Origin of the sequence: Fluviicola sp. (assembly GCF_039596395.1) — a bacterium.
Taxonomy (GTDB): domain Bacteria; phylum Bacteroidota; class Bacteroidia; order Flavobacteriales_D; family Crocinitomicaceae; genus Fluviicola.
The window spans coordinates 404130-422558 of sequence record NZ_JBCNJT010000001.1 but is presented as its reverse complement, the minus strand read 5'-3'; the positions used below and the strand labels follow the sequence as shown (position 1 = coordinate 422558).

Sequence of the window (18429 nt, the reverse complement as noted above, 5' to 3'; positions counted from 1 at the left end):
TTTACCACACTTTAACAGCAACCGGTTTTTATACTGGCACCGCTCCCGTAACTTACAGTTTCAATTGTAAAAACGAGGAATTATGGATAAGAGAATTGCCATTTTGGCTACCGACGGATTTGAGGAAAGTGAATTGCAATCACCGAAAGAAGCGCTTGAAAAACAAGGCTGGCAGGCCGAAATTGTGAGTTTGAAAAGCGGAACGATCAAGTCCTGGTCGAAAGGTGACTGGGGAAAAGAATACCCGGTTGATAATATCATCGACGATGTAAAAGCTTCTGAATACGATGGATTGGTAATTCCCGGCGGCGTGATCAACCCCGATAAATTAAGACGGGAAAACAAGGTATTGGATTTCGTGAAAGATTTTTTTGATGCGAAGAAACCAGTTGCAGCTATTTGTCACGGTCCGCAGGTATTGATCAGCGCAGGCGTGGTAGCAGGGCGCGAAATGACTTCTTTTGAGTCCGTTAAAATTGATTTGCAAAACGCCGGAGCAAGTTGGCTGGACGAAGAAGTGGTCGTTGACAACGGATTGGTTACCAGTCGCTCTCCACAGGATTTACCTGCTTTCAACCGGAAAATGATCGAGGAATTTAAAGAAGGGATACATCAATAAGAATGAGAGTAAAATGAGAAACACACTCTGATCTCATCACTCACACTGCCAAAATAAAAAAGGGCATTCATTACGATTAAAAAGTGTGAGAGTGAGTGCGAGCATTGAGGAAAAATAAAAAGGGCATTCCGCTATCGCAAAATGCCCTTTTTATTTTGGAGGGAGGGAGACGGGTCTCGAACCCGCGACCTCCGGAACCACAATCCGGCGCTCTAACCAACTGAGCTACAACCTCCGTTAAGTGGGCGCAAAAATAAGCATTTCTATTAAAATTCCTACAGGGAAACGGATTTTTTTTCGCAATTCTGACTATTTACCAGGTAACAGACAGATTCTGAGCTCATTTCTTCAACTAAACATGCGTTGTTAATAACACAACTGTTTGTTCCGGGATTCGCTTCGGTGAATCCGTACATTTGTAATATGGCGGATAAAAAATTGAAAATCGGTGTTTTTGGAGCAGGACATTTGGGCAGGATCCACATCCGGTTGCTGCTTGAATTGCCGGACCTGTTCGAATTGATCGGTTTTTACGATCCGTCGGATGAATCTGCCGAAAAAACAATCTCCGAATATCACGTAAAGCGCTGGGACGATATGCAGGCACTCATTGATGCATCTGATTGCGTAGATGTGGTTGCTCCTACCCTTCATCATTACGACATTGCTTATAAGGCGATTCGTTCCAGCAAACACGTATTTATTGAGAAACCGGTTGCTGAAACAACTGAACAGGCAAAAATCCTGTTGGATCTTTCCCGCGAGGCAGGTGTAATTGTGCAGGTTGGGCATGTAGAACGATTCAATCCTGCTTTCCAGGCTGCAGCTCCGTTGATCGTCAAACCGATGTTCTTTGAGATTCACCGCCTGGCACAATACAATCCGCGCGGAACAGACGTTTCGGTGATCCTCGATTTAATGATCCACGACCTGGACATCGTTTTGAGTTGTGTCAATTCATCCATCCGCAGAATTTCTGCAAGTGGTGTGAGCGTAGTTAGCAGAACTCCGGATATTACCTCCGTACGCATTGAATTCGACAACGGATGCGTAGCCAACCTGACAGCTTCCCGGATGTCGCTGAACAACATGCGAAAAACACGCATTTTCCAGAAAACAGGATACCTGGTGATCGATTTCTTAAACCAGTCTGTGGACCAGATCATGATTACACCGAAAGACGAAGAAGCGCCAGGATTTTTCAGCTTTCAACTCAATGACGATGTGAACTTTTCGGCTCTGAAACCGGAAATTAAAAAGACTAACGCCATCCAGGAAGAATTGCGCTCATTTTATAACTCCATCGTTCATAATCAACCTGTTGTCGTTTCGATCGATGATGCATACCGTGCTTTGGATGTAGCTTACCAAATTATTGACAAACTGAAATCCGCACATCTATCGGTTTTCGACAATAATTAACGTAAATTTGCGTTAGCTACAGATAGGCTTATCTATGAAATATTTATACTTTTTTGTTTTGCTTTCCTTCGGATTGTCAAGTTGCGTGAAGAATAATCCGCTGCCTGTTTGGCTTGAGATCAATCAATGGACACTTAATTCAAACCCGAATTCGGCAATGTCGCCCGGAGCGTTAACTCATAATTTTAGTGACGTTTGGGTATATGTAGACGGAAAAGTTATCGGCGTATTTGAAGTGCCTTGCAAAATTCCGGTGCTTGTTTCCGGCAATTGCAAAGTGCAACTGTTTCCTGCCATTCGAAACAACGGGCTTTCTGTAGCTAAAAAGATCTATCCCTTTGCGAAAGCTTTCGAAACCACTTTAGAGTTGAATCCGGGAGAAACTTACACTTTCAACCCGGTTACCAGCTACGAAGCGAACACCCATTTTGATATCGAAGATTTCGAAAGCTCTTCCCTGACCCTTGAAAAAGAAACCGTTAATTCCAGCCCGAATTTGAATCTCCAGATTCCTACCAATGGTCCCTGGGGTAATTACGGGTATCTTTCCCTGAATACAACGGATTCTTTGTGGATCGGTTTATTGCCTGAACTCACTTTACCCAAGAGCGGTGCTGAGGTTTACCTGGAATTCGACTACAAAAACACCAGTTCTATTTTGACAGGAATGATCGAAAGACAAGTCAGCGGTAATACCGTAGATCATGGTGGTTATACGGCAAACAAGCAAAGTCCCGACAACCTGCAATGGAAAAAGATCTACATTGATTTGAAAGATGTGGTTTCCAATACTCCCAACGGAATTAAGTATCGCCAATATCTGAGAATGCATTTGGATGCAGGATTAAGTTCGGGTGAGGTTTCTATCGATAACATTAAAGTGGTACACTTCTAGAATTATCAGTTAGAATGCAAAAATTGTTCAGAGGTTTATTTATTGCGAGTGATTTCCTGACGGCGGCGTTATCGTGGGCGTTATTTTATTATTACCGCAAAACAAATATTGAGCACGAACAATTCTCTTTCAATCAAACTTTTTACTACGGAATACTAATCATTCCGGCACTTTGGCTCCTGTTTTACGCACTTCAGGGAACGTACCAGGATGTAAGAAGATTGTATCGCTTAAAAATCCTTTCCTACACAGCTTTTGCAACCATTTTCGGGTCAATCGTCTTGTTTTTTGTGCTGTTATTGGACGATGACGTAAATACGTACGTGAATTACTACCGTTCCCTTTTAACATTGACCCTGCTTCACTTCGGATTTACTTTTTTCTCCCGATTGGTGATCACCAGTATTCTCGTAAGAAGAATTCATTTGCGCAAAGACGGATTTAAAACTTTATTGATCGGAGGATCCGAAAAAGCAGTGGCCATTTACCAGGAAATAGAAGGAATCGAAAAAGGAGGCGGAAATCAATTTGTGGGGTTCGTGAACCTGAACGGCATCGACAAACTGCTGGAAAACAAAATGCCTTACCTGGGCCATGTTGACCAACTCGAAAAAATCATTGCAGATAACCGCATCGAAGAAATTATCATTGCTCTGGAAAGTACGGAACACGAACGTTTGAAAACCATTATTTCCCGGATCAACGGAGAAAATATTGTCATCAAAGTACTTCCCGATATGTATGACATCCTTTCGGGTTCAGTAAAATTGAACAACATTTTCGGAGCGCTTCTGATGGAGGTCAATGCAGAAGTAATGCCTTACTGGCAGCGCGTTGCCAAGCGTTTATTCGACATAGTCTTTTCCATTATTGCCATTATTTTACTCATCCCGGTCTATATTTTCCTGACAATTGCCGTGAGACTTTCTTCTCCGGGACCTATCCTGTTTTTCCAGGAACGCATCGGACTGAACGGAAAACCGTTTAAGATCATTAAGTTCCGTACAATGTACACCGATGCGGAAAAATTGGGCCCACAGCTTTCAAGTACCGATGATCCGCGGATCACACCGATCGGTAAGTTCATGCGCAAAGCGCGTTTGGATGAATTTCCGCAATTTTTCAACGTACTGAAGGGCGATATGTCCCTGGTAGGTCCTAGGCCGGAGCGACAATTCTTTATTGACCAGATCAAAGTACGCGAACCTCAATTCCTGGAATTAACTAAAGTAAGGCCCGGAATTACTTCCTGGGGACAGGTAAAATACGGCTATGCCGAAAATGTGGATCAAATGATCCAGCGCATGAAATTTGACCTGCTTTATCTGCGGAACAGATCCATTGCACTCGACCTGAAAATCCTGATGCATACCGTATTGATCATTGTGAAAGCAAAAGGAAAATAATGAAAGTTGCTATCACAGGCGGCAACGGCCATATCGGGAATGCGATCATTGAAGAATTGATCCGCCGGGATTACACCATCAAAGCACTGGTCCATTCCAAAAGCAATTTCCTGGAAAGCAAAAACATCGAAACCGTTAAGGGTTCTTTGCATGACGAAGCAGCTTTGACTGAGCTAATGAAAGACTGCGATTACCTCATTCATTGCGCGGCCGTTATTTCCATCAACGGGGATAAAAACCAACTGGTACAGAAAGTCAATATCGAAGGACTGGAAAATGTGCTGAAAGTCGCAAAAGCGAGCAACCTGAAACGGATTGTTCATCTTTCCTCCGTACATGCATACGATCACCTTCCGATGGATGAACCGATGAATGAAACGCGGAATTTTGTCTCCGATTCGGCCTATTCATATGACAAGAGCAAGCGCGACGGGCAAATGATCGCACGCAAATACTTTGAAGAAGGTTTACCCATTATTGTTGTAAATCCTACCTGTGTGTTCGGCCCTCCGAATTATGCAAAATGCAAGCAGAACAATGCTTTTGTTTCCATGGCGAAACGACGCATTCCTTTCGTATTCAAAGGCGGCTACGATTGGGTCGATGTACGCGATGTTGCAAACTCGGTCTGCAATGCACTGACGCAAGGCCAATTGGGAGAAGCGTACATTCTCGGGGGAAGCTATTATACCTTAAAAGACCTTTCCCGCGTGGTTGCCAAAGTTTCCAATAAACGCATTCCGTGTTTTGAAGTGCCGATCGGCCTGGTGAAATCTTTCCTCCCGGTTATCGGCACCTACTACAAACTCATGAAACAGGATCCTTCCGTGACAAGAGAAAGTATTGAAATCCTGGAATTCGGCAACAAACACATTCAATCGGAGAAAGCCAAAAAAGATTTGGGACATAATCCGCGCCCGGTCGATGAAACGATGAAAGATTTATTATCTTGGCATCGCGAGAATCACTAGTATGACACAAGAAACATTTTACTACTTCTGCTATGCCTGGATCGGTGTAGGGATCATTGCATTTTTAGGACTTCAGTTCAAAGATGCTCCATACGGGAAATTCACCAATTCCAAATGGGGCCCGTTAATGTCGAACCGCTGGGGCTGGGTGATCATGGAAGGTTTTGTGCTGGTTGTTCTTTATTCGTTCATTCTCACCGGCCCGAAAACGCTTTCTGCCGTTGACTGGACGATCGTAGGGTTGTTTACAGCTCATTATATTAACAGAAGCTTTATTTATCCGTTCAGAACGCGCACAAAAGGCAAGCAGATTCCGGTAAGTATCGTCGGGATGGCTATGTTCCACAACCTGGCAAACGGTTTTCTGATCGGTTATTACCTGTCACATTTTTCTTCGTATACCTTGGATTGGTTCACTTCCTGGCAGTTCATAGTTGGAGGCTTCCTGTTTGTCTTCGGGATGTTCACAAACATTTATTCAGACACCATTCTGATCGGTTTAAGAAAGAATCCGGCAGACGGGTATAAAATCCCATATGGCGGACCGTTTAATTACATTTCAGCGCCGAACTTGGGCGGGGAACTGGTAGAATGGATCGGTTTCGCAATCCTGTGCTGGAATATGCCGGCATTTTGCTTCGCTTTCTTTACCTTCTGCAATTTATTCCCAAGAGCTCTTGCAAATCACAAATGGTATAAGCAAACATTTGAAGATTACCCGAAAGACCGAAAGGCGGTAATCCCGTTTATTTGTTGATATTTTCCCGCAGGAATGCGATTAATCGCGTACCTACGGGAATGCTATTATATCTTTTCATAAACCGCAATAGCCTCAATGTGGCTCGTATGCGGGAACTGGTCTACCAACGACAATTTCGTGAGTTTATAGCCTCCTTGCTCCAGCGTTTCCGTATCCCGTGCCTGTGTGGAAGGATTGCAGGAAATATAAACCAAATGAGAAGCTCCCAAAGCCATCACTTTCTGCAAGGTTTTCGGGGCGATACCTGCTCTCGGCGGATCCAATACGATCGTATCAATGCGGTTCAGGTATTCCGGGTGCAGCGACAGGAATTTTCCTACGTCTGCCGCAAAGAAATGTAAATGCTCCAGCTTATTGCGCTTAGCGTTTCGTTTGGCGTCTTCAATGGCCTCCTCCACGATGTCTACACCGATAATCTCTCCGGCATTTACGCGCTGTGCCACCAACTGTCCGATTGTTCCTGTTCCGCAAAACAAATCCATGATTACACCTCCGTCTTTCGCGTGGTCGCAAACATAATCGATTGCTTTGGTATATAGTCGCTCGGCACTTTTCGGATTGGTCTGGAAGAAACTTTCCATGCTGATCTCGAAAGACAATCCCAGCATTTTTTCAACAACTACCGAGTCACCGAAAAGCAGTTCGCTGGTCCCGTTCTCAATTTTTGCACGGTCGGCAACATTGTCATTGATGGTATGCCAGACTCCGGCAAGGCGATTCCCTAGCTTTTCTTTCAAAAAGGAAACAACCTGTGCTTTGTCGAACTTTTTGATTCCTGCCGAACTGGTTACGATGTGCAGCAACAACTGGTCCTGGTCGAATGACTTACGCACCACGATGTGACGGAAAAAACCTTCTTTTCTTGGCGGATGCCAGGCCGGGAGCCCGAATGATTTCAGCAGATCGCGGAATTCCGGAAGAATGGTTTCCCATTGCTCATCGAATAATCCGCTGGGTTTATTCAGGTTCTCTACTTTCCACCAGGTTCCTCTTCGTTTGAAACCCAAAGCGAAAGCATCGTCAATTTCTTCTCCTGTTTCCGGCACGTGTTCAATGCTGGAAAAACTGTATTCCATTTTATTGCGGTAAAAGAATGCTTCCGGAGAGGAAATAAAGGTGTCGAACAAACTGTTCGGGTCCGGAATGCGGCCGATCTTGCGGTACACATCCAGTGTAGATTTTTTCTTGTATTCCTGCTGCACCTCAATCGGTACAAACAGGTAAGGAGCACCTGAAATCTCCTGGAAAGGCAATGCTTTTTCCAAAAGAGAACGCTCCAGTACTTCCAGCAATTTGCACTCGGCATGGCGTTTTCTCTTCTTGTCAACACGTGCTCTTACAAATTGTCCGGGGAAGGTATTTTCCACAAACAGGATAAAATCCCCTTCTTCCGATTTCATGCGTGAAATTCCCTGACCGCCGAATGCAAAATCGTCGATCTTAACTTCAATAATCTGATTTCTATGTACCACTTTGATTGTTTGTTATCCGGCCGCAACCGGATGGTATGCTATTACAATTCCTGATTGACAATATCCTGAATTGATTTGTTTTCTAAAATGCGAAGTGTTTCATTCCGGACGTCGATAAACACTTTATTCAAACCACAGGTCTTTTCATCCGTACATTCATCGCAGCGTTGATAATAATTCAAACTCACGCACGGAAGCAGCGCAATCGGCCCGTTGAAAAGCCGGATAATTGTGGATATCTGGATCTGTGCCGGTGTTTGCCGCAGGAAATAACCTCCGCCCTTCCCCATTTTGGAATTCAGGATTCCCTGTTTTTTCAGGTCCAGAAGAATGGATTCCAGGAATTTCCGGGGAATACGGCTGTTCTCTGCTATTTCAAGGATCAAAGTTGGTTCATTAGCTTCCTTCTTTGCCAAGTAGGTCAAAGCATGTAAAGCATATTTTGTTTTCTTTGATAACATTGAAATAAGTCAGTTGATCTAATTTACAATTAATTTCGAAAAAAGAGCAAATACCGTTGTAAAGGTTGTTATATCAATCCTTTAATTACTCCTTTATCGGAAGCTTCGATAAAGGAAAGAATTTCTCTTCTGATCGGTGAATCCGGAATAGTTTCTTTCACGATATCCAATGATTTCGTTACGTGGCTGTTCTGAACGAAAATGATTCTGTAAATATCTTCGATCTCACGAACCTGCTCATCCGTATATCCGCGTCTTCTCAATCCCACAGAGTTAATACCGGCATAAGTAAGCGGTTCACGCGCACATTTCACGTAAGGAGGAACATTTTTACGGATCAATGATCCGCCCGCAATAAAGGAATGCGCTCCGACATGAATGAACTGCTGGGATCCGCAACGTCCTTCCAGGATCGCATAATCTCCCACTACACAGTGTCCGGACAAACCGGAATAACTTGCCATAATCACATTATTCCCGATCTGGCAGTCGTGGGCAACGTGTACGTAAGTCATCAGCAAACAGTCGTTTCCTACAGTAGTTTTCCACATATCTTTCGTTCCGCGGTGAATGGTTACACACTCACGAATCACGGTTCTGTCACCGATCTCCACGGTGGTGTATTCGCCGTCAAATTTCAAATCCTGGGGAATTACGGCAATCACCGCACCCGGATAAATCTCACAATTTTCACCGATTCTGGCACCCGGATAAATGGTTACATTCGGATGGATTTTCGTTCCTGCTCCGATGACAACATCATCGTAAATTGTACTGAATGCTTCTACAACTACCCCTTCTCCTAATTTCGCGCTCGGAGAAACCTGTGCTAACGGACTTATCATGCTTCTACTTTATCTTTAATGACTTGTGCAAGCATTTCTGCTTCCATGACGTGTTTTCCGTTTACATATGCATTTCCCTGCATGTGTACCAACCCACGTCTGATAGGTGAAATTAATGTTAATTCGAATACCAATGTATCTCCCGGAATAACTTTTTGCTTGAACTTCACGTTATCAATTTTCATGAAATACGTGGAGTACAAATGCGGATCTTCTACTTTACTCAAAGCGAAAATTCCTCCGCACTGCGCTGTTGCTTCAATTTGAAGAACTCCCGGAAAAACCGGGTTGCCCGGGAAATGTCCCTGGAACATCGGTTCGTTCATCGTTACGTTCTTCACACCCACGATTTTGTCCTCTGTGATCTCCATCACCTTATCAACCAGTAAGAACGGGTAACGGTGAGGAAGCATGCGCTCGATATCGTTGATATTGTAAAGCGGTTCGCGCTCCAGATCAAATGAACGCGGCCCTTTTTCTTGTTTTTTAATTTCTTCTTTCAACACTTTGGCAAAGCGTGTATTCCCGGAATGTCCCGGACGGGCTGCCAAAATATGTCCTTTGATGAAACGGCCTACCAAAGCCAAGTCACCTACGATATCCAATAATTTATGACGAGCCGGTTCGTTCTCGAACTGCAATTTCAGGCTGTTCAGGACCCCGATCCCTTCGTAATTCACTTTCAATTTATCTTTTCCGAGCAATTTCGCCAAACGGTCCAGTTCTTCTTCCGTCACGTCGTTTCTTTCAACCAAAACGATGGCATTGTCCAAACTTCCTCCTTTGATCAGGTTGTTTTTAGCCAGGAACTCCAATTCTCCCAAGAAACAGAATGTTCTGCACGCCGCGATGTCCTTCTCGAATTCACCCAAATGATACATGTGAGCATGCTGCGTGCCCAAAGCCGGTGAATTGTAATCCACCATTACCGTAACGCGGTAATTTTTATCGGGAACAACCAAAAACTCGATTCCTTTTTCGGCGTCTTCCCACTTGATGTTTTCAGTCAATTCGAAATACAGGCGTTCTGCATTTTGCTCTTCTCTTCCAACTCGCTGGATTTCTTTTACAAACGGCAAAGAAGATCCGTCCATAATCGGAATCTCCGGCCCTGTCAGTGTAATCAGCGCGTTGTCAACTTCCATTCCGTACAATGCCGCCAATACGTGCTCGGTGGTATACACTTTTGCTCCGTTTGCCTCCAATGTAGTACCGCGATCCGTAGAAACTACTAAATCTGCGTCTGCTTTAATGATCGGTTGACCGTCTACGTCTAATCGCTGGAATTTGTATCCGTGGTTTTCAGCAGCCGGATGAATTTCCATAACTACTGCTTCTCCGGTATGTAAACCAACACCATTGAATGTGATTTTTTCTTTAAGGGTAAACTGTTTTTCCGACATATTATTCTGCAGATTTTGAAAGTGTTTTAATTTTATCTTCTAGTTCAGATAGTTTTTTGATAATGATCGGAAGTCTTCTGAATCCGACGAATGATTTCTTGTAATCATCCATAGGAATGGCCGGTGATCCCATCAATACTTCCGCTTTTTTGATGGTATTCGGAATTCCGGATTGTGCTACGATTTTTGTCCCGTCGGCTACATGCAAATGCCCGCTGATACCGGCTTGTCCGCCGATCATGACGTGCTTCCCGATTTTTGCCGAACCGGCAACACCTGCCTGAGCCGCAATTGCCGAATGATGTCCAACCTCTACGTTGTGCGCCAAATGAACCAAATTGTCGATTTTTACTCCCTGACGGATAACGGTTGATCCCATCGTTGCACAGTCGATTGTTGCATTGGAACCGATTTCCACGTCGTCTTCCAAAATCACATTCCCGATTTGGGGAACTTTGGAGAATACGCCTTTTTCGTCCGGTGCAAAACCAAAACCGTCACTACCGATCACAACACCGGCGTGCAATACACAACGGTTCCCGATTTTCGTATCGGCGTAAATCTTCACTCCGGCGTGGATTGTACAATCGTCTCCGATGACTACTCCGTCTCCGATGTATGCCTGCGGATAAATTTTCACATTGTTCCCGATCACGGCATTTTCACCGATGTAGGCAAATGCTCCCAGGTATAAGCCTTCCCCGACTTTAGCGGTTTCAGAAATAAAAGAAGGAGTTTCGATCTTCGGCTGTTTCTGGCGCATTTGGTTGTAAACTTCCAGCAACTTGGCAAAGCACGCATAAGCATCGTCTACTTTTACCAGCGTCAATGTTTCCGGAAGCGGTTTGGAAGGTGTAAATGTTTTATTGACAATGCAAATACTTGATTGCGTTGTATAAATATATTCTTCATACTTCGGATTCGAAAGGAATGAAAGTGTGCCTTTCTGTCCCTCTTCAATTTTAGCCAGGCCAGCAACTGTAACATCCGAGTTGCCAACGACTTCACCGTTCAGTATAGTAGCTATTTGCAGCGCTGAAAATTCCATTCGACAAAATTAGTAAAAACCTTTAGGTTACGTATGTGTTAACCCATATTTATTAACATGTCATTGTGTTGAAATGACTTGAATCCGAAGCTAGTTGCGACCGAATTCGTAAAACTCGATATGATCCTTGAACCACGTCGTTCTGGAGGTCAGTGTATCCCCGTTTTTTCGCGGAATAACCACCATTTGTTCCGGCACCGGTTCAGCATTCAATTGCGACTTTGAAAAATCGATCAATCCGTTTTTCATCAACAGGAACTGAAGCTGTTCTTCGTCCTTGATCCCGAATTCGGCCATTTGTTTTTTCAACTCATCGTTTTCCTTCAGGTAAACAAAGCTTTTCACGTTCGGAAAATGGATCATCCGCCCCATTCCTTCGGTGGTACTTTTGAATTTCTGGATGGATCCTTTCGGCCAGACAGCTTCGGCAACATATGCATCTTCAGGCATGGAAAACCACAATTCGACGTTCTTTCCGTTGATCTCTTTTTCGATCTCGTAAACCTTCAGGTTTCCCTGTTTCTTGCTCGATCCGAAAGCAATTGCGCCGTCGTTCAGAAAAGAAACGATCAGGGAATCGCTCAGGCCTTGCTTGTCAAAAATCCGCTGGTTTGCGTCCGAAATGACGAGTACTTTCCCCAGGAAGGTATTCTTTACCCGGTTTTCGGGCAGCCAGGTACAACCGCGGTTCCTGAAAAAGAAAAAAACCATTATCAGCCCGACACCAAAGCCAAATCCATACAATCGCAGGCGTCTCCAAAAATTCTTCATGTGTATACGTGTGAGGGTTCAAAAAAAAAGTCCGACAAGCGGACCTTTTTATGATTGAATTCTAAATTAAATCAATGCATCTAACTTAGCAGTCAACTGTCCTTTCGGAACAGCACCAACTGATTTGTCAGCAATTTCACCACCTTTTACGAAAATGATCGTAGGGATGTTACGAATTCCAAACTGAGCAGAAACTCCCGGATTCAAGTCAACATTTACCTTACCGATAACTGCTTTACCGTCGTATTCGTTTGCCATTTCTTCAACGATTGGACCTATTAGTCTACATGGACCACACCATTCTGCCCAAAAGTCTACCATAACCGGTTTGTCTGATTTCAATACAAGCTCTTCAAAGTTTGCATCTGTGATTTCTAATGCCATAATTGTTTCAATTTTGTGTGACTTCTTTCGTCGGTCTAAAGTTACTATTTGTTTTTGTTTGTCAAAAGCTTTGCCAGGACAATTTACACTGTCAGATTGTCATGCTGAACAAACATTTTCTTCATGGTTTTCTGATTATCTGTCTCCAGGCAATAGAAGTAGATCCCGTTGGCCAACTCCTTGACATCAAAGCGGACAATATGGCCTCCGGAAGGAAATTCTTTGTCCTGGACGACTTTGATTGCTTCCATTTTTTCATTCAAAATTGAAAACACAACTTTTTTAGATTGCTCAATGGTGAAATAGAATTCCACTTCGCCGCTTTGGGATTTATTTTCCAGGTCGAAAAGCAAGGCATATTCTTCTTTTTTCAAAGTTCCTTTGGAGAACCGCTTAATCACCGATTTATAGGCAACATACAACATCATAATCGCAGCCAGGGCAATCAGCGTTCCAAGCACTTTACTTTCCCAGGAACGGATTCCTTTCACGAAATTCACACGGAACAGGATCAATAACGTAATTGCCAGACTCAGCCCCACCAGGGTCAATACACTTCTTTTCTTCATCGTTTACAAGGAAATTATTCCCGGGATTACCTGAGCTTTTTCATAAATCGCAATGATCGAATCCACGTCCAGCATCATTTCTTTCACACTTACACTGACGAATTTGCCATTGCTTGACTCGTGGAACTGGATTTGTGCCGTTTCATCAAATAAAGCGGTTGTTTGAGCCAAAGAATGCGGAGTATTCGGTACAATGAATTTAAAGAAATAGACATTGGGCCATTCCTCCATGCTTAATTGTTCTTTTAACTTATCAAAAGTTCCTTCGCTCATTGTTTATCTATTTTGATTCTTTTTAGCAAAGCACTTCTGCTTCGCTCAGTGTAAATATTTCGGCAGCAAAGATAAGCGCTTTAAAGCAAGTAGCAGGTCTTTTTCCAACTCACTTTTATTCTTTTCCAAATCAGCGAAGGTTAACCAGCCTTTTTGGGCAGCTTGTTTCAACCCGTTTTGGATCAGCATCGGATCGGGTTCCGTACCGAAAACCGGTTCTTCCTCCGCCCAGTCGCGGTCGAGAAATTGTTTTGAAAACGCCAATTCCATCTGTAGTCCTTCTTCAAGAATTGCTGCCATTGCAAGCGGCGTATGCGTTTGGGTAAAGATCATTTTCCAGCGGCTTTTTGCCTGCATGTAATTTTCCCACAAAGCCAGAACGCGGTCAGTCTGTTCCAATTCGTACTGAAACGGAATGACCGGTTGTTCCGGAAGCAAGTGCCCGTTCTTTGCAATTTTCGCCAGGATGTTCAATCTTGTAAGCTTCGACTTGAGCGTCAAACGCAACAAGGGTTTCGCCAGGATGGATTTCCGGATCTCAAAAAGCTCCGATTCCAGCGCATCTTCTACCTCATCCGGGCTTTCAATACGCAGAACAGCCAAAATTTCTTCCGGTGTCACTATTCCTGTTCCTTATTGTTTCTGCGCATACGGATGTTGAGGAACTCCACCAGCAAGGCGTAGACCATCGCGAAATAAATGTATCCTTTCGGGATGTGCTGACCGAATGATTCTGCAATCAACAATACTCCGATCGTTACCAGGAAGCCCAGCGCGATCATTTTGATCGTTGGTCGCGCATTGATAAAGTCTGCAATCGGTTTTGCGAAGATCAGCATGATGATCATCGAAATAATAACGGCCAAAACAATAATGATGAACGGGTTTCCGTGTGTTTCATGGCGAATATCGTTGGTCATACCAATCGCAGAGATCACAGAGTCGAAACTGAAAATAAAGTCGATTGCAACGATTTGCAAAACCACAGCGCCTAAACGCACTTTCTTCTTTTTCTTGATTTCATCGTGTGTTCCTTTCACACTGGAGTGCATTTCCCCGACTGATTTATAGATCAGGAACAATCCCCCGATCAATAACACCAGTGAATGGGCTGTGAACTTGATATCGAAAACCGTAAACAAAGGCGTTTTATCCAGTGTCATGATGTACGAAACAATACTCAGCATCAACAATCGAATGATCAATGCAAGGCTCAAACCTAACAGCCGTGCTTTACGCTGATCCTGTTTTACCAGAGAATCGGTAATGATGGAGATAAAAATAATGTTATCAATCCCCAGAACAATCTCTAACAGGGTTAATACAACGAGGTAAAAAATTCCGATGCCGGTAGTCAATATATGAAAATCCACTTTCTATTTTTTGGAACAAATTTAACCCCAATTGAACTACAAAAAATGGATTTGTGATTTTTTTCATTTTTAACAGAATTTTTGGAATTTAAATTTTGTTTTAAAAGACTGATTTACTTACATTAGCATTATTGAACCTTGCCCTATTAAGAGGCATTCAAACCAATCAGGGAGTCCAGCTGTCTTTTTCGTAGTAGTTTTTAGCAGTTTGGATTCCCTTTGTTTTCTTCCAGGTTCAAGAGTTGAAAGGGTTCAAAAAGTTCAAAATCAATATTCTGATCAAATCGTGTTTGAACCCAAATTTGAACATTTGAATCTGCCACGTCAGAAACATTTGAACATTTATACTCTTTTCTTAAACGCTTTAAAATACGCTTCCAGGATTTCACTATTCGCTTCCTTCATGGTATTAATCTCCAAAAGCTTTGGTTTTCCATTGGCACTTGCAGCGAAAAACGGTTCCAATTGCCGGTCCAGATCAATTTGTGATGTTGCGTGGAAATATTCCAGGTCGTATGTTTTTGCAATGTCCTTTGCAGATAGTTCCTGTTCGGCAACAAAAATCTTTTTCCACTGATTGGTTGACTTCGGTCCGGGAATGATGTTGAAAATATCTCCGCCCCCGTTATTTACCAAAATAATCCGCAGGTTGGCAGGAAGGTATTTGCTCCACCAGGCATTGGAATCGTAAAAGAAGGAAAGATCGCCTGTTACCAGGACATGTGGCTCATTCGGGGAGACGATTGCCGAACCGACCGCCGTTGAACTGCTTCCGTCGATTCCGCTTGTTCCGCGATTACACCAGTAATTTACCGTTTTGATCGGATCGAATAACAAGGCATAGCGAATGAGTGAACTGTTTGAAATATGCAGGTTGCAGTAATCCGGGATCACATCCATGACAAATTCCATCGCTTTCAGATCACTCCAGGGCTGCGCGGCACAAATCTGCTTCTGATCATCAGAACCAAACTGGTCGATTTTCTTCCAGGCAAACCCGAAACGCGATTTATGCGGATTGTTTTGAACCAATTCCAGGAGAAATTCCAAACCATGCAGAGCAGTAACAGGAGCCGTAAAGCGCAAATGCTGATAGGTATCCATGAACGGAAAATCTTCCCCGAAACGAATAACCGGCGCTTTGGATTGACGCAAAAACACTTTGATCTTCTTTGAAATAATTGCTCCGCCGATGGTAACAATGCAATCCGGGTGAAAGGATTTCACTTCCGATTCCGGGATAATATTCAGCGTTCTGTCGATATTTGAAACAAAATACGGACTGAATACATTCGAAGTATGTTCTGTCAGGACTGCTGTTGATCCGTCCAAAGCTAATTTTTCAAGAACTTCCTGCAAATCCGTATCTCTCTCCATTTGCCCTACAATGATCAGTCGCTTTTCAGAACCGTTCCAGAGCGTTTCCAGTTTGTTTTTGCTGTTTTTTGTCAGAGAAGACTGCGTTTCGGCAAGTTCTACCCAATTCTTCAGCACGTGAATATCACTCGTTGTTTCGTAGAGCGGTTCGGAAAAAGGAACATTCAGATGCACCGGGCCTTTTCTCGCGCCGTTTGCAGCTTGCAACACTTCCGAAAGCTTGCGTTCAAAATGCCAGCGCTGATTGTCCGAATGGATTTCATTCAATTGCGCACTTTTCAAGACCATTTGATCGAATACACGTTCCTGGCGAATGGTTTGCCCGTCTCCCTGGTCGACCCACTCAACAGGCCTGTCGGCAGAAATAACGATCAAAGGAGTTTCCTGGTAAAATGCTTCGGCAATAGCCGGGTAATAATTCAAGGGTGCAGAACCTGAAGTACAGGTGATAACGACCGGTTTCTTCAGCTTTTGGGCCATTCCGTGTGCATAAAATGCCGCCACACGTTCATCCGGCACTACAAAAACATGGAAGTGAGGATCTTCATCAAAAGCAATACTCAACGGAGCATTCCGGGATCCGGGGGAAATAACCACATGCGTTACACCTACTTTTTTACAACCATCAACGATGAGTTGCACTTCCAATTTTGCACTTGAAATCATGGTGTAAAATTAACTTCTTTGAAGGTTCAAAGGGTTCAAAAAGATCAAAAATATTTAAATGGTTCAAGAGGTTTAAAACTAAAGTAACTTTTGAACTTTTGAACTTTTGAACTTTTGAACTTTTGAACTTTTAATAAACTTTCTTCATTGCCCGCATCAGGGTTTCGGCTTTGTGTTCCGTTTCTTCCCATTCCAGGTCCGGAATCGAATCCACCGTAAAACCTCCACCTACGTATAAAAATGCTTTATCTGCAAATAACTGCGCGCAACGCAGGTTTACAAACAAATTCGTATTTCCTTCTTCAAATAAGCCGATAAACCCCGTATACAATTCGCGGTTGTGCATTTCACGGCTTGCGATGGCTTCCATGGCATTTCTGCGCGGAGTTCCGCAAACTGCAGGAGTCGGATGCAAATCCAAAGCAATGGACCACGCATTGGGTTTCGTCAGGAGTGCGTGAAAATCTGTTTTCAAGTGCTGAACAGGCCCGGCCTGAACCACATACGGCCCTTCAGCTTCAATTTCCACACATTCGTTGCGTTCCAGTGTTTCCTTGATGGCATCTACTACAAAAGCATGTTCTTCCAATTCTTTCGGCGTCCATTCGTGCTCTTCGTTTTCGCCGTGAGTTCCCGCCAATGCAACGGTTTTACAAACCATTCCCTCCTGGTTCATCAGCAATTCCGGTGTAGCTCCTATCCAGGTACCAAATTCCGATGAAGAAATCAGGTAGCAGAAGGCATTGGGATAGGTATTTTCCAGGATGTGGAACAGGTCAAATGCTTTTTCACCCGGGAAAGGAGTCTGTTTCACACGCGAAAAAACGCCCTTTTCGACCCCCAATAAAGGAAAGGAATTCAAAAAAGCCTGTGCTTCGATCTGGTAATCCCTGCGTGAAATAACTGTCGGGAATTTCCCATTGTAATGAAAGTCAAATTCCGGATCAAATTCCGCAGCTTCACTGAAATGAAAAATCCGTTCGCGCAAAAAATCGGAAACAACAAATCCAAGCGGTTTTTCTCCTGCTTTCAATTCGGAAAAAGCACCTCTTTTTATAACAGGCGAAGCTTTAGGCAATCTGTAAATCAATAAATCTTTCACGCTTTCGGAACTATCATTACGGTTAACCGGCCTGTACAAATCAAGCGGTCATTGGATTCGTCAAAAATATCTACCTGCCAAATGTGGGTGCGCGAACCTGCGTGTACGATCTTCCCGATGGCTTTCACCGAACCGCTTTTAATCGCCCCGATGTGATTGGCGTTGATCTCGATCCCAACCGGAGCTTCTTTCGATAAATCGATCAGCAAGGCAGATCCCATGGAACCAATCGATTCGATTAATGCAGCACTTGCTCCGCCATGCAACAATCCCATCGGTTGGTGCGTGCGGTGATCAACGGGCATGGTTGCAACCAGGTAATCATCCCCCAATTCAACACATCTCATGTCCAGGTGGTCCATCATGGTATTTTTTCCCATGAGGTTAATTTGCTCCAGCGGTACTTGCTTCAACTTTTTCATCGGTTCCATTCTCTTTTAGCAGCAATGAATTTGAACTAATCACTGCTTTTCCCGATAAAATTACTACATAATCCCTTCAAACAAGTACCCCGAAATCCCTTTTTTATTTCAAAATCCGGCGAACGATTCTTTTTAAGATCAAAAGTTTACCTCTGACTAAAGCAAATATACACTTCACATTTTTTGAAAA

The 18429-nt window shown here is 43.5% G+C and carries 20 protein-coding genes and 1 tRNA gene; 6 read left to right on the top strand and 15 right to left on the bottom strand.

Going from position 1 to position 18429, the window contains the following annotated elements:
* Window positions 1-82 precede the first annotated feature (82 nt).
* Complete coding sequence (locus ABDW02_RS01655) at window positions 83-619, top strand: type 1 glutamine amidotransferase domain-containing protein (RefSeq protein WP_343631501.1); 537 nt, start codon at window positions 83-85, stop codon at window positions 617-619.
* Window positions 620-779: 160 nt separating this feature from the next.
* Here the strand turns inward: ABDW02_RS01655 and ABDW02_RS01650 are convergent.
* A tRNA-His gene (locus tag ABDW02_RS01650) sits at window positions 780-855 on the bottom strand.
* 187 nt (window positions 856-1042) lie between these two features.
* On the opposite strand from ABDW02_RS01650, the gene ABDW02_RS01645 reads away from it, so the two are divergent.
* From ABDW02_RS01645 to ABDW02_RS01625, 5 genes are read left to right on the top strand one after another with little or no spacing between them, the layout of a single operon-like run.
* Window positions 1043-2041, top strand: coding sequence for a Gfo/Idh/MocA family oxidoreductase (locus ABDW02_RS01645; RefSeq protein ID WP_343634244.1), 999 nt, complete (start codon window positions 1043-1045; stop codon window positions 2039-2041).
* 34 nt (window positions 2042-2075) lie between these two features.
* On the top strand, window positions 2076-2936 hold the full coding sequence (locus ABDW02_RS01640) for a hypothetical protein (RefSeq protein ID WP_343631499.1): 861 nt from the start codon (window positions 2076-2078) through the stop codon (window positions 2934-2936).
* A gap of 14 nt (window positions 2937-2950) precedes the next feature.
* On the top strand, window positions 2951-4342 hold the full coding sequence (locus ABDW02_RS01635) for a sugar transferase (protein ID WP_343631497.1): 1392 nt from the start codon (window positions 2951-2953) through the stop codon (window positions 4340-4342).
* Complete coding sequence (locus ABDW02_RS01630) at window positions 4342-5313, top strand: NAD-dependent epimerase/dehydratase family protein (RefSeq protein WP_343631495.1); 972 nt, start codon at window positions 4342-4344, stop codon at window positions 5311-5313. Before ABDW02_RS01635 ends, ABDW02_RS01630 begins: the two co-directional genes overlap by 1 nt.
* A gap of 1 nt (window position 5314) precedes the next feature.
* A complete protein-coding gene (locus tag ABDW02_RS01625) occupies window positions 5315-6070 on the top strand; it encodes a DUF1295 domain-containing protein (RefSeq protein ID WP_343631493.1) in 756 nt (251 codons plus the stop codon).
* A 47-nt stretch (window positions 6071-6117) separates the two neighbouring features.
* On the opposite strand, the gene rlmD is transcribed toward ABDW02_RS01625, so the two are convergent.
* The 14 genes from rlmD to ABDW02_RS01555 form a co-directional block, all read right to left on the bottom strand.
* The gene (gene rlmD / locus ABDW02_RS01620; protein ID WP_343631491.1) at window positions 6118-7545 is read right to left on the bottom strand and encodes a 23S rRNA (uracil(1939)-C(5))-methyltransferase RlmD; all 1428 of its coding nucleotides are present in this window, start codon (window positions 7543-7545) and stop codon (window positions 6118-6120) included.
* A gap of 41 nt (window positions 7546-7586) precedes the next feature.
* Window positions 7587-8006 (bottom strand): Rrf2 family transcriptional regulator, encoded by a 420-nt coding sequence (locus tag ABDW02_RS01615; protein ID WP_343631489.1) that lies wholly within the window; start codon window positions 8004-8006, stop codon window positions 7587-7589.
* Window positions 8007-8074: 68 nt separating this feature from the next.
* Complete coding sequence (gene lpxA, locus ABDW02_RS01610) at window positions 8075-8851, bottom strand: acyl-ACP--UDP-N-acetylglucosamine O-acyltransferase (RefSeq protein WP_343631487.1); 777 nt, start codon at window positions 8849-8851, stop codon at window positions 8075-8077.
* The gene (locus tag ABDW02_RS01605) at window positions 8848-10254 is read right to left on the bottom strand and encodes a bifunctional UDP-3-O-[3-hydroxymyristoyl] N-acetylglucosamine deacetylase/3-hydroxyacyl-ACP dehydratase (RefSeq protein ID WP_343631485.1); all 1407 of its coding nucleotides are present in this window, start codon (window positions 10252-10254) and stop codon (window positions 8848-8850) included. The genes lpxA and ABDW02_RS01605 overlap by 4 nt, the downstream gene beginning before the upstream one ends.
* A gap of 1 nt (window position 10255) precedes the next feature.
* A complete protein-coding gene (gene lpxD, locus ABDW02_RS01600; RefSeq protein WP_343631483.1) occupies window positions 10256-11302 on the bottom strand; it encodes a UDP-3-O-(3-hydroxymyristoyl)glucosamine N-acyltransferase in 1047 nt (348 codons plus the stop codon).
* Between the two features lie 90 nt (window positions 11303-11392).
* Window positions 11393-12073, bottom strand: a complete 681-nt coding sequence (locus ABDW02_RS01595; RefSeq protein WP_343631481.1) for a hypothetical protein — start codon at window positions 12071-12073, stop codon at window positions 11393-11395.
* A 66-nt stretch (window positions 12074-12139) separates the two neighbouring features.
* Window positions 12140-12457: a thioredoxin gene (trxA, locus tag ABDW02_RS01590; protein WP_294676283.1), complete on the bottom strand. Its 318-nt coding sequence runs from the start codon at window positions 12455-12457 to the stop codon at window positions 12140-12142.
* A gap of 83 nt (window positions 12458-12540) precedes the next feature.
* Window positions 12541-13026, bottom strand: a complete 486-nt coding sequence (locus ABDW02_RS01585; RefSeq protein WP_343631478.1) for a hypothetical protein — start codon at window positions 13024-13026, stop codon at window positions 12541-12543.
* A 3-nt stretch (window positions 13027-13029) separates the two neighbouring features.
* Window positions 13030-13299: a DUF493 family protein gene (locus tag ABDW02_RS01580; protein WP_343631476.1), complete on the bottom strand. Its 270-nt coding sequence runs from the start codon at window positions 13297-13299 to the stop codon at window positions 13030-13032.
* Between the two features lie 45 nt (window positions 13300-13344).
* The gene (locus tag ABDW02_RS01575) at window positions 13345-13920 is read right to left on the bottom strand and encodes a hypothetical protein (RefSeq protein WP_343631474.1); all 576 of its coding nucleotides are present in this window, start codon (window positions 13918-13920) and stop codon (window positions 13345-13347) included.
* Complete coding sequence (locus ABDW02_RS01570; RefSeq protein ID WP_343631472.1) at window positions 13920-14672, bottom strand: TerC family protein; 753 nt, start codon at window positions 14670-14672, stop codon at window positions 13920-13922. Before ABDW02_RS01570 ends, ABDW02_RS01575 begins: the two co-directional genes overlap by 1 nt.
* 342 nt (window positions 14673-15014) lie before the next feature.
* Window positions 15015-16715, bottom strand: coding sequence for a 2-succinyl-5-enolpyruvyl-6-hydroxy-3-cyclohexene-1-carboxylic-acid synthase (gene menD / locus ABDW02_RS01565; protein ID WP_343631470.1), 1701 nt, complete (start codon window positions 16713-16715; stop codon window positions 15015-15017).
* A gap of 130 nt (window positions 16716-16845) precedes the next feature.
* Window positions 16846-17817: a chorismate-binding protein gene (locus tag ABDW02_RS01560; RefSeq protein ID WP_343631468.1), complete on the bottom strand. Its 972-nt coding sequence runs from the start codon at window positions 17815-17817 to the stop codon at window positions 16846-16848.
* Window positions 17814-18239, bottom strand: coding sequence for a hotdog fold thioesterase (locus tag ABDW02_RS01555; protein ID WP_343631466.1), 426 nt, complete (start codon window positions 18237-18239; stop codon window positions 17814-17816). The genes ABDW02_RS01560 and ABDW02_RS01555 overlap by 4 nt, the downstream gene beginning before the upstream one ends.
* Window positions 18240-18429: the final 190 nt, after the last annotated feature.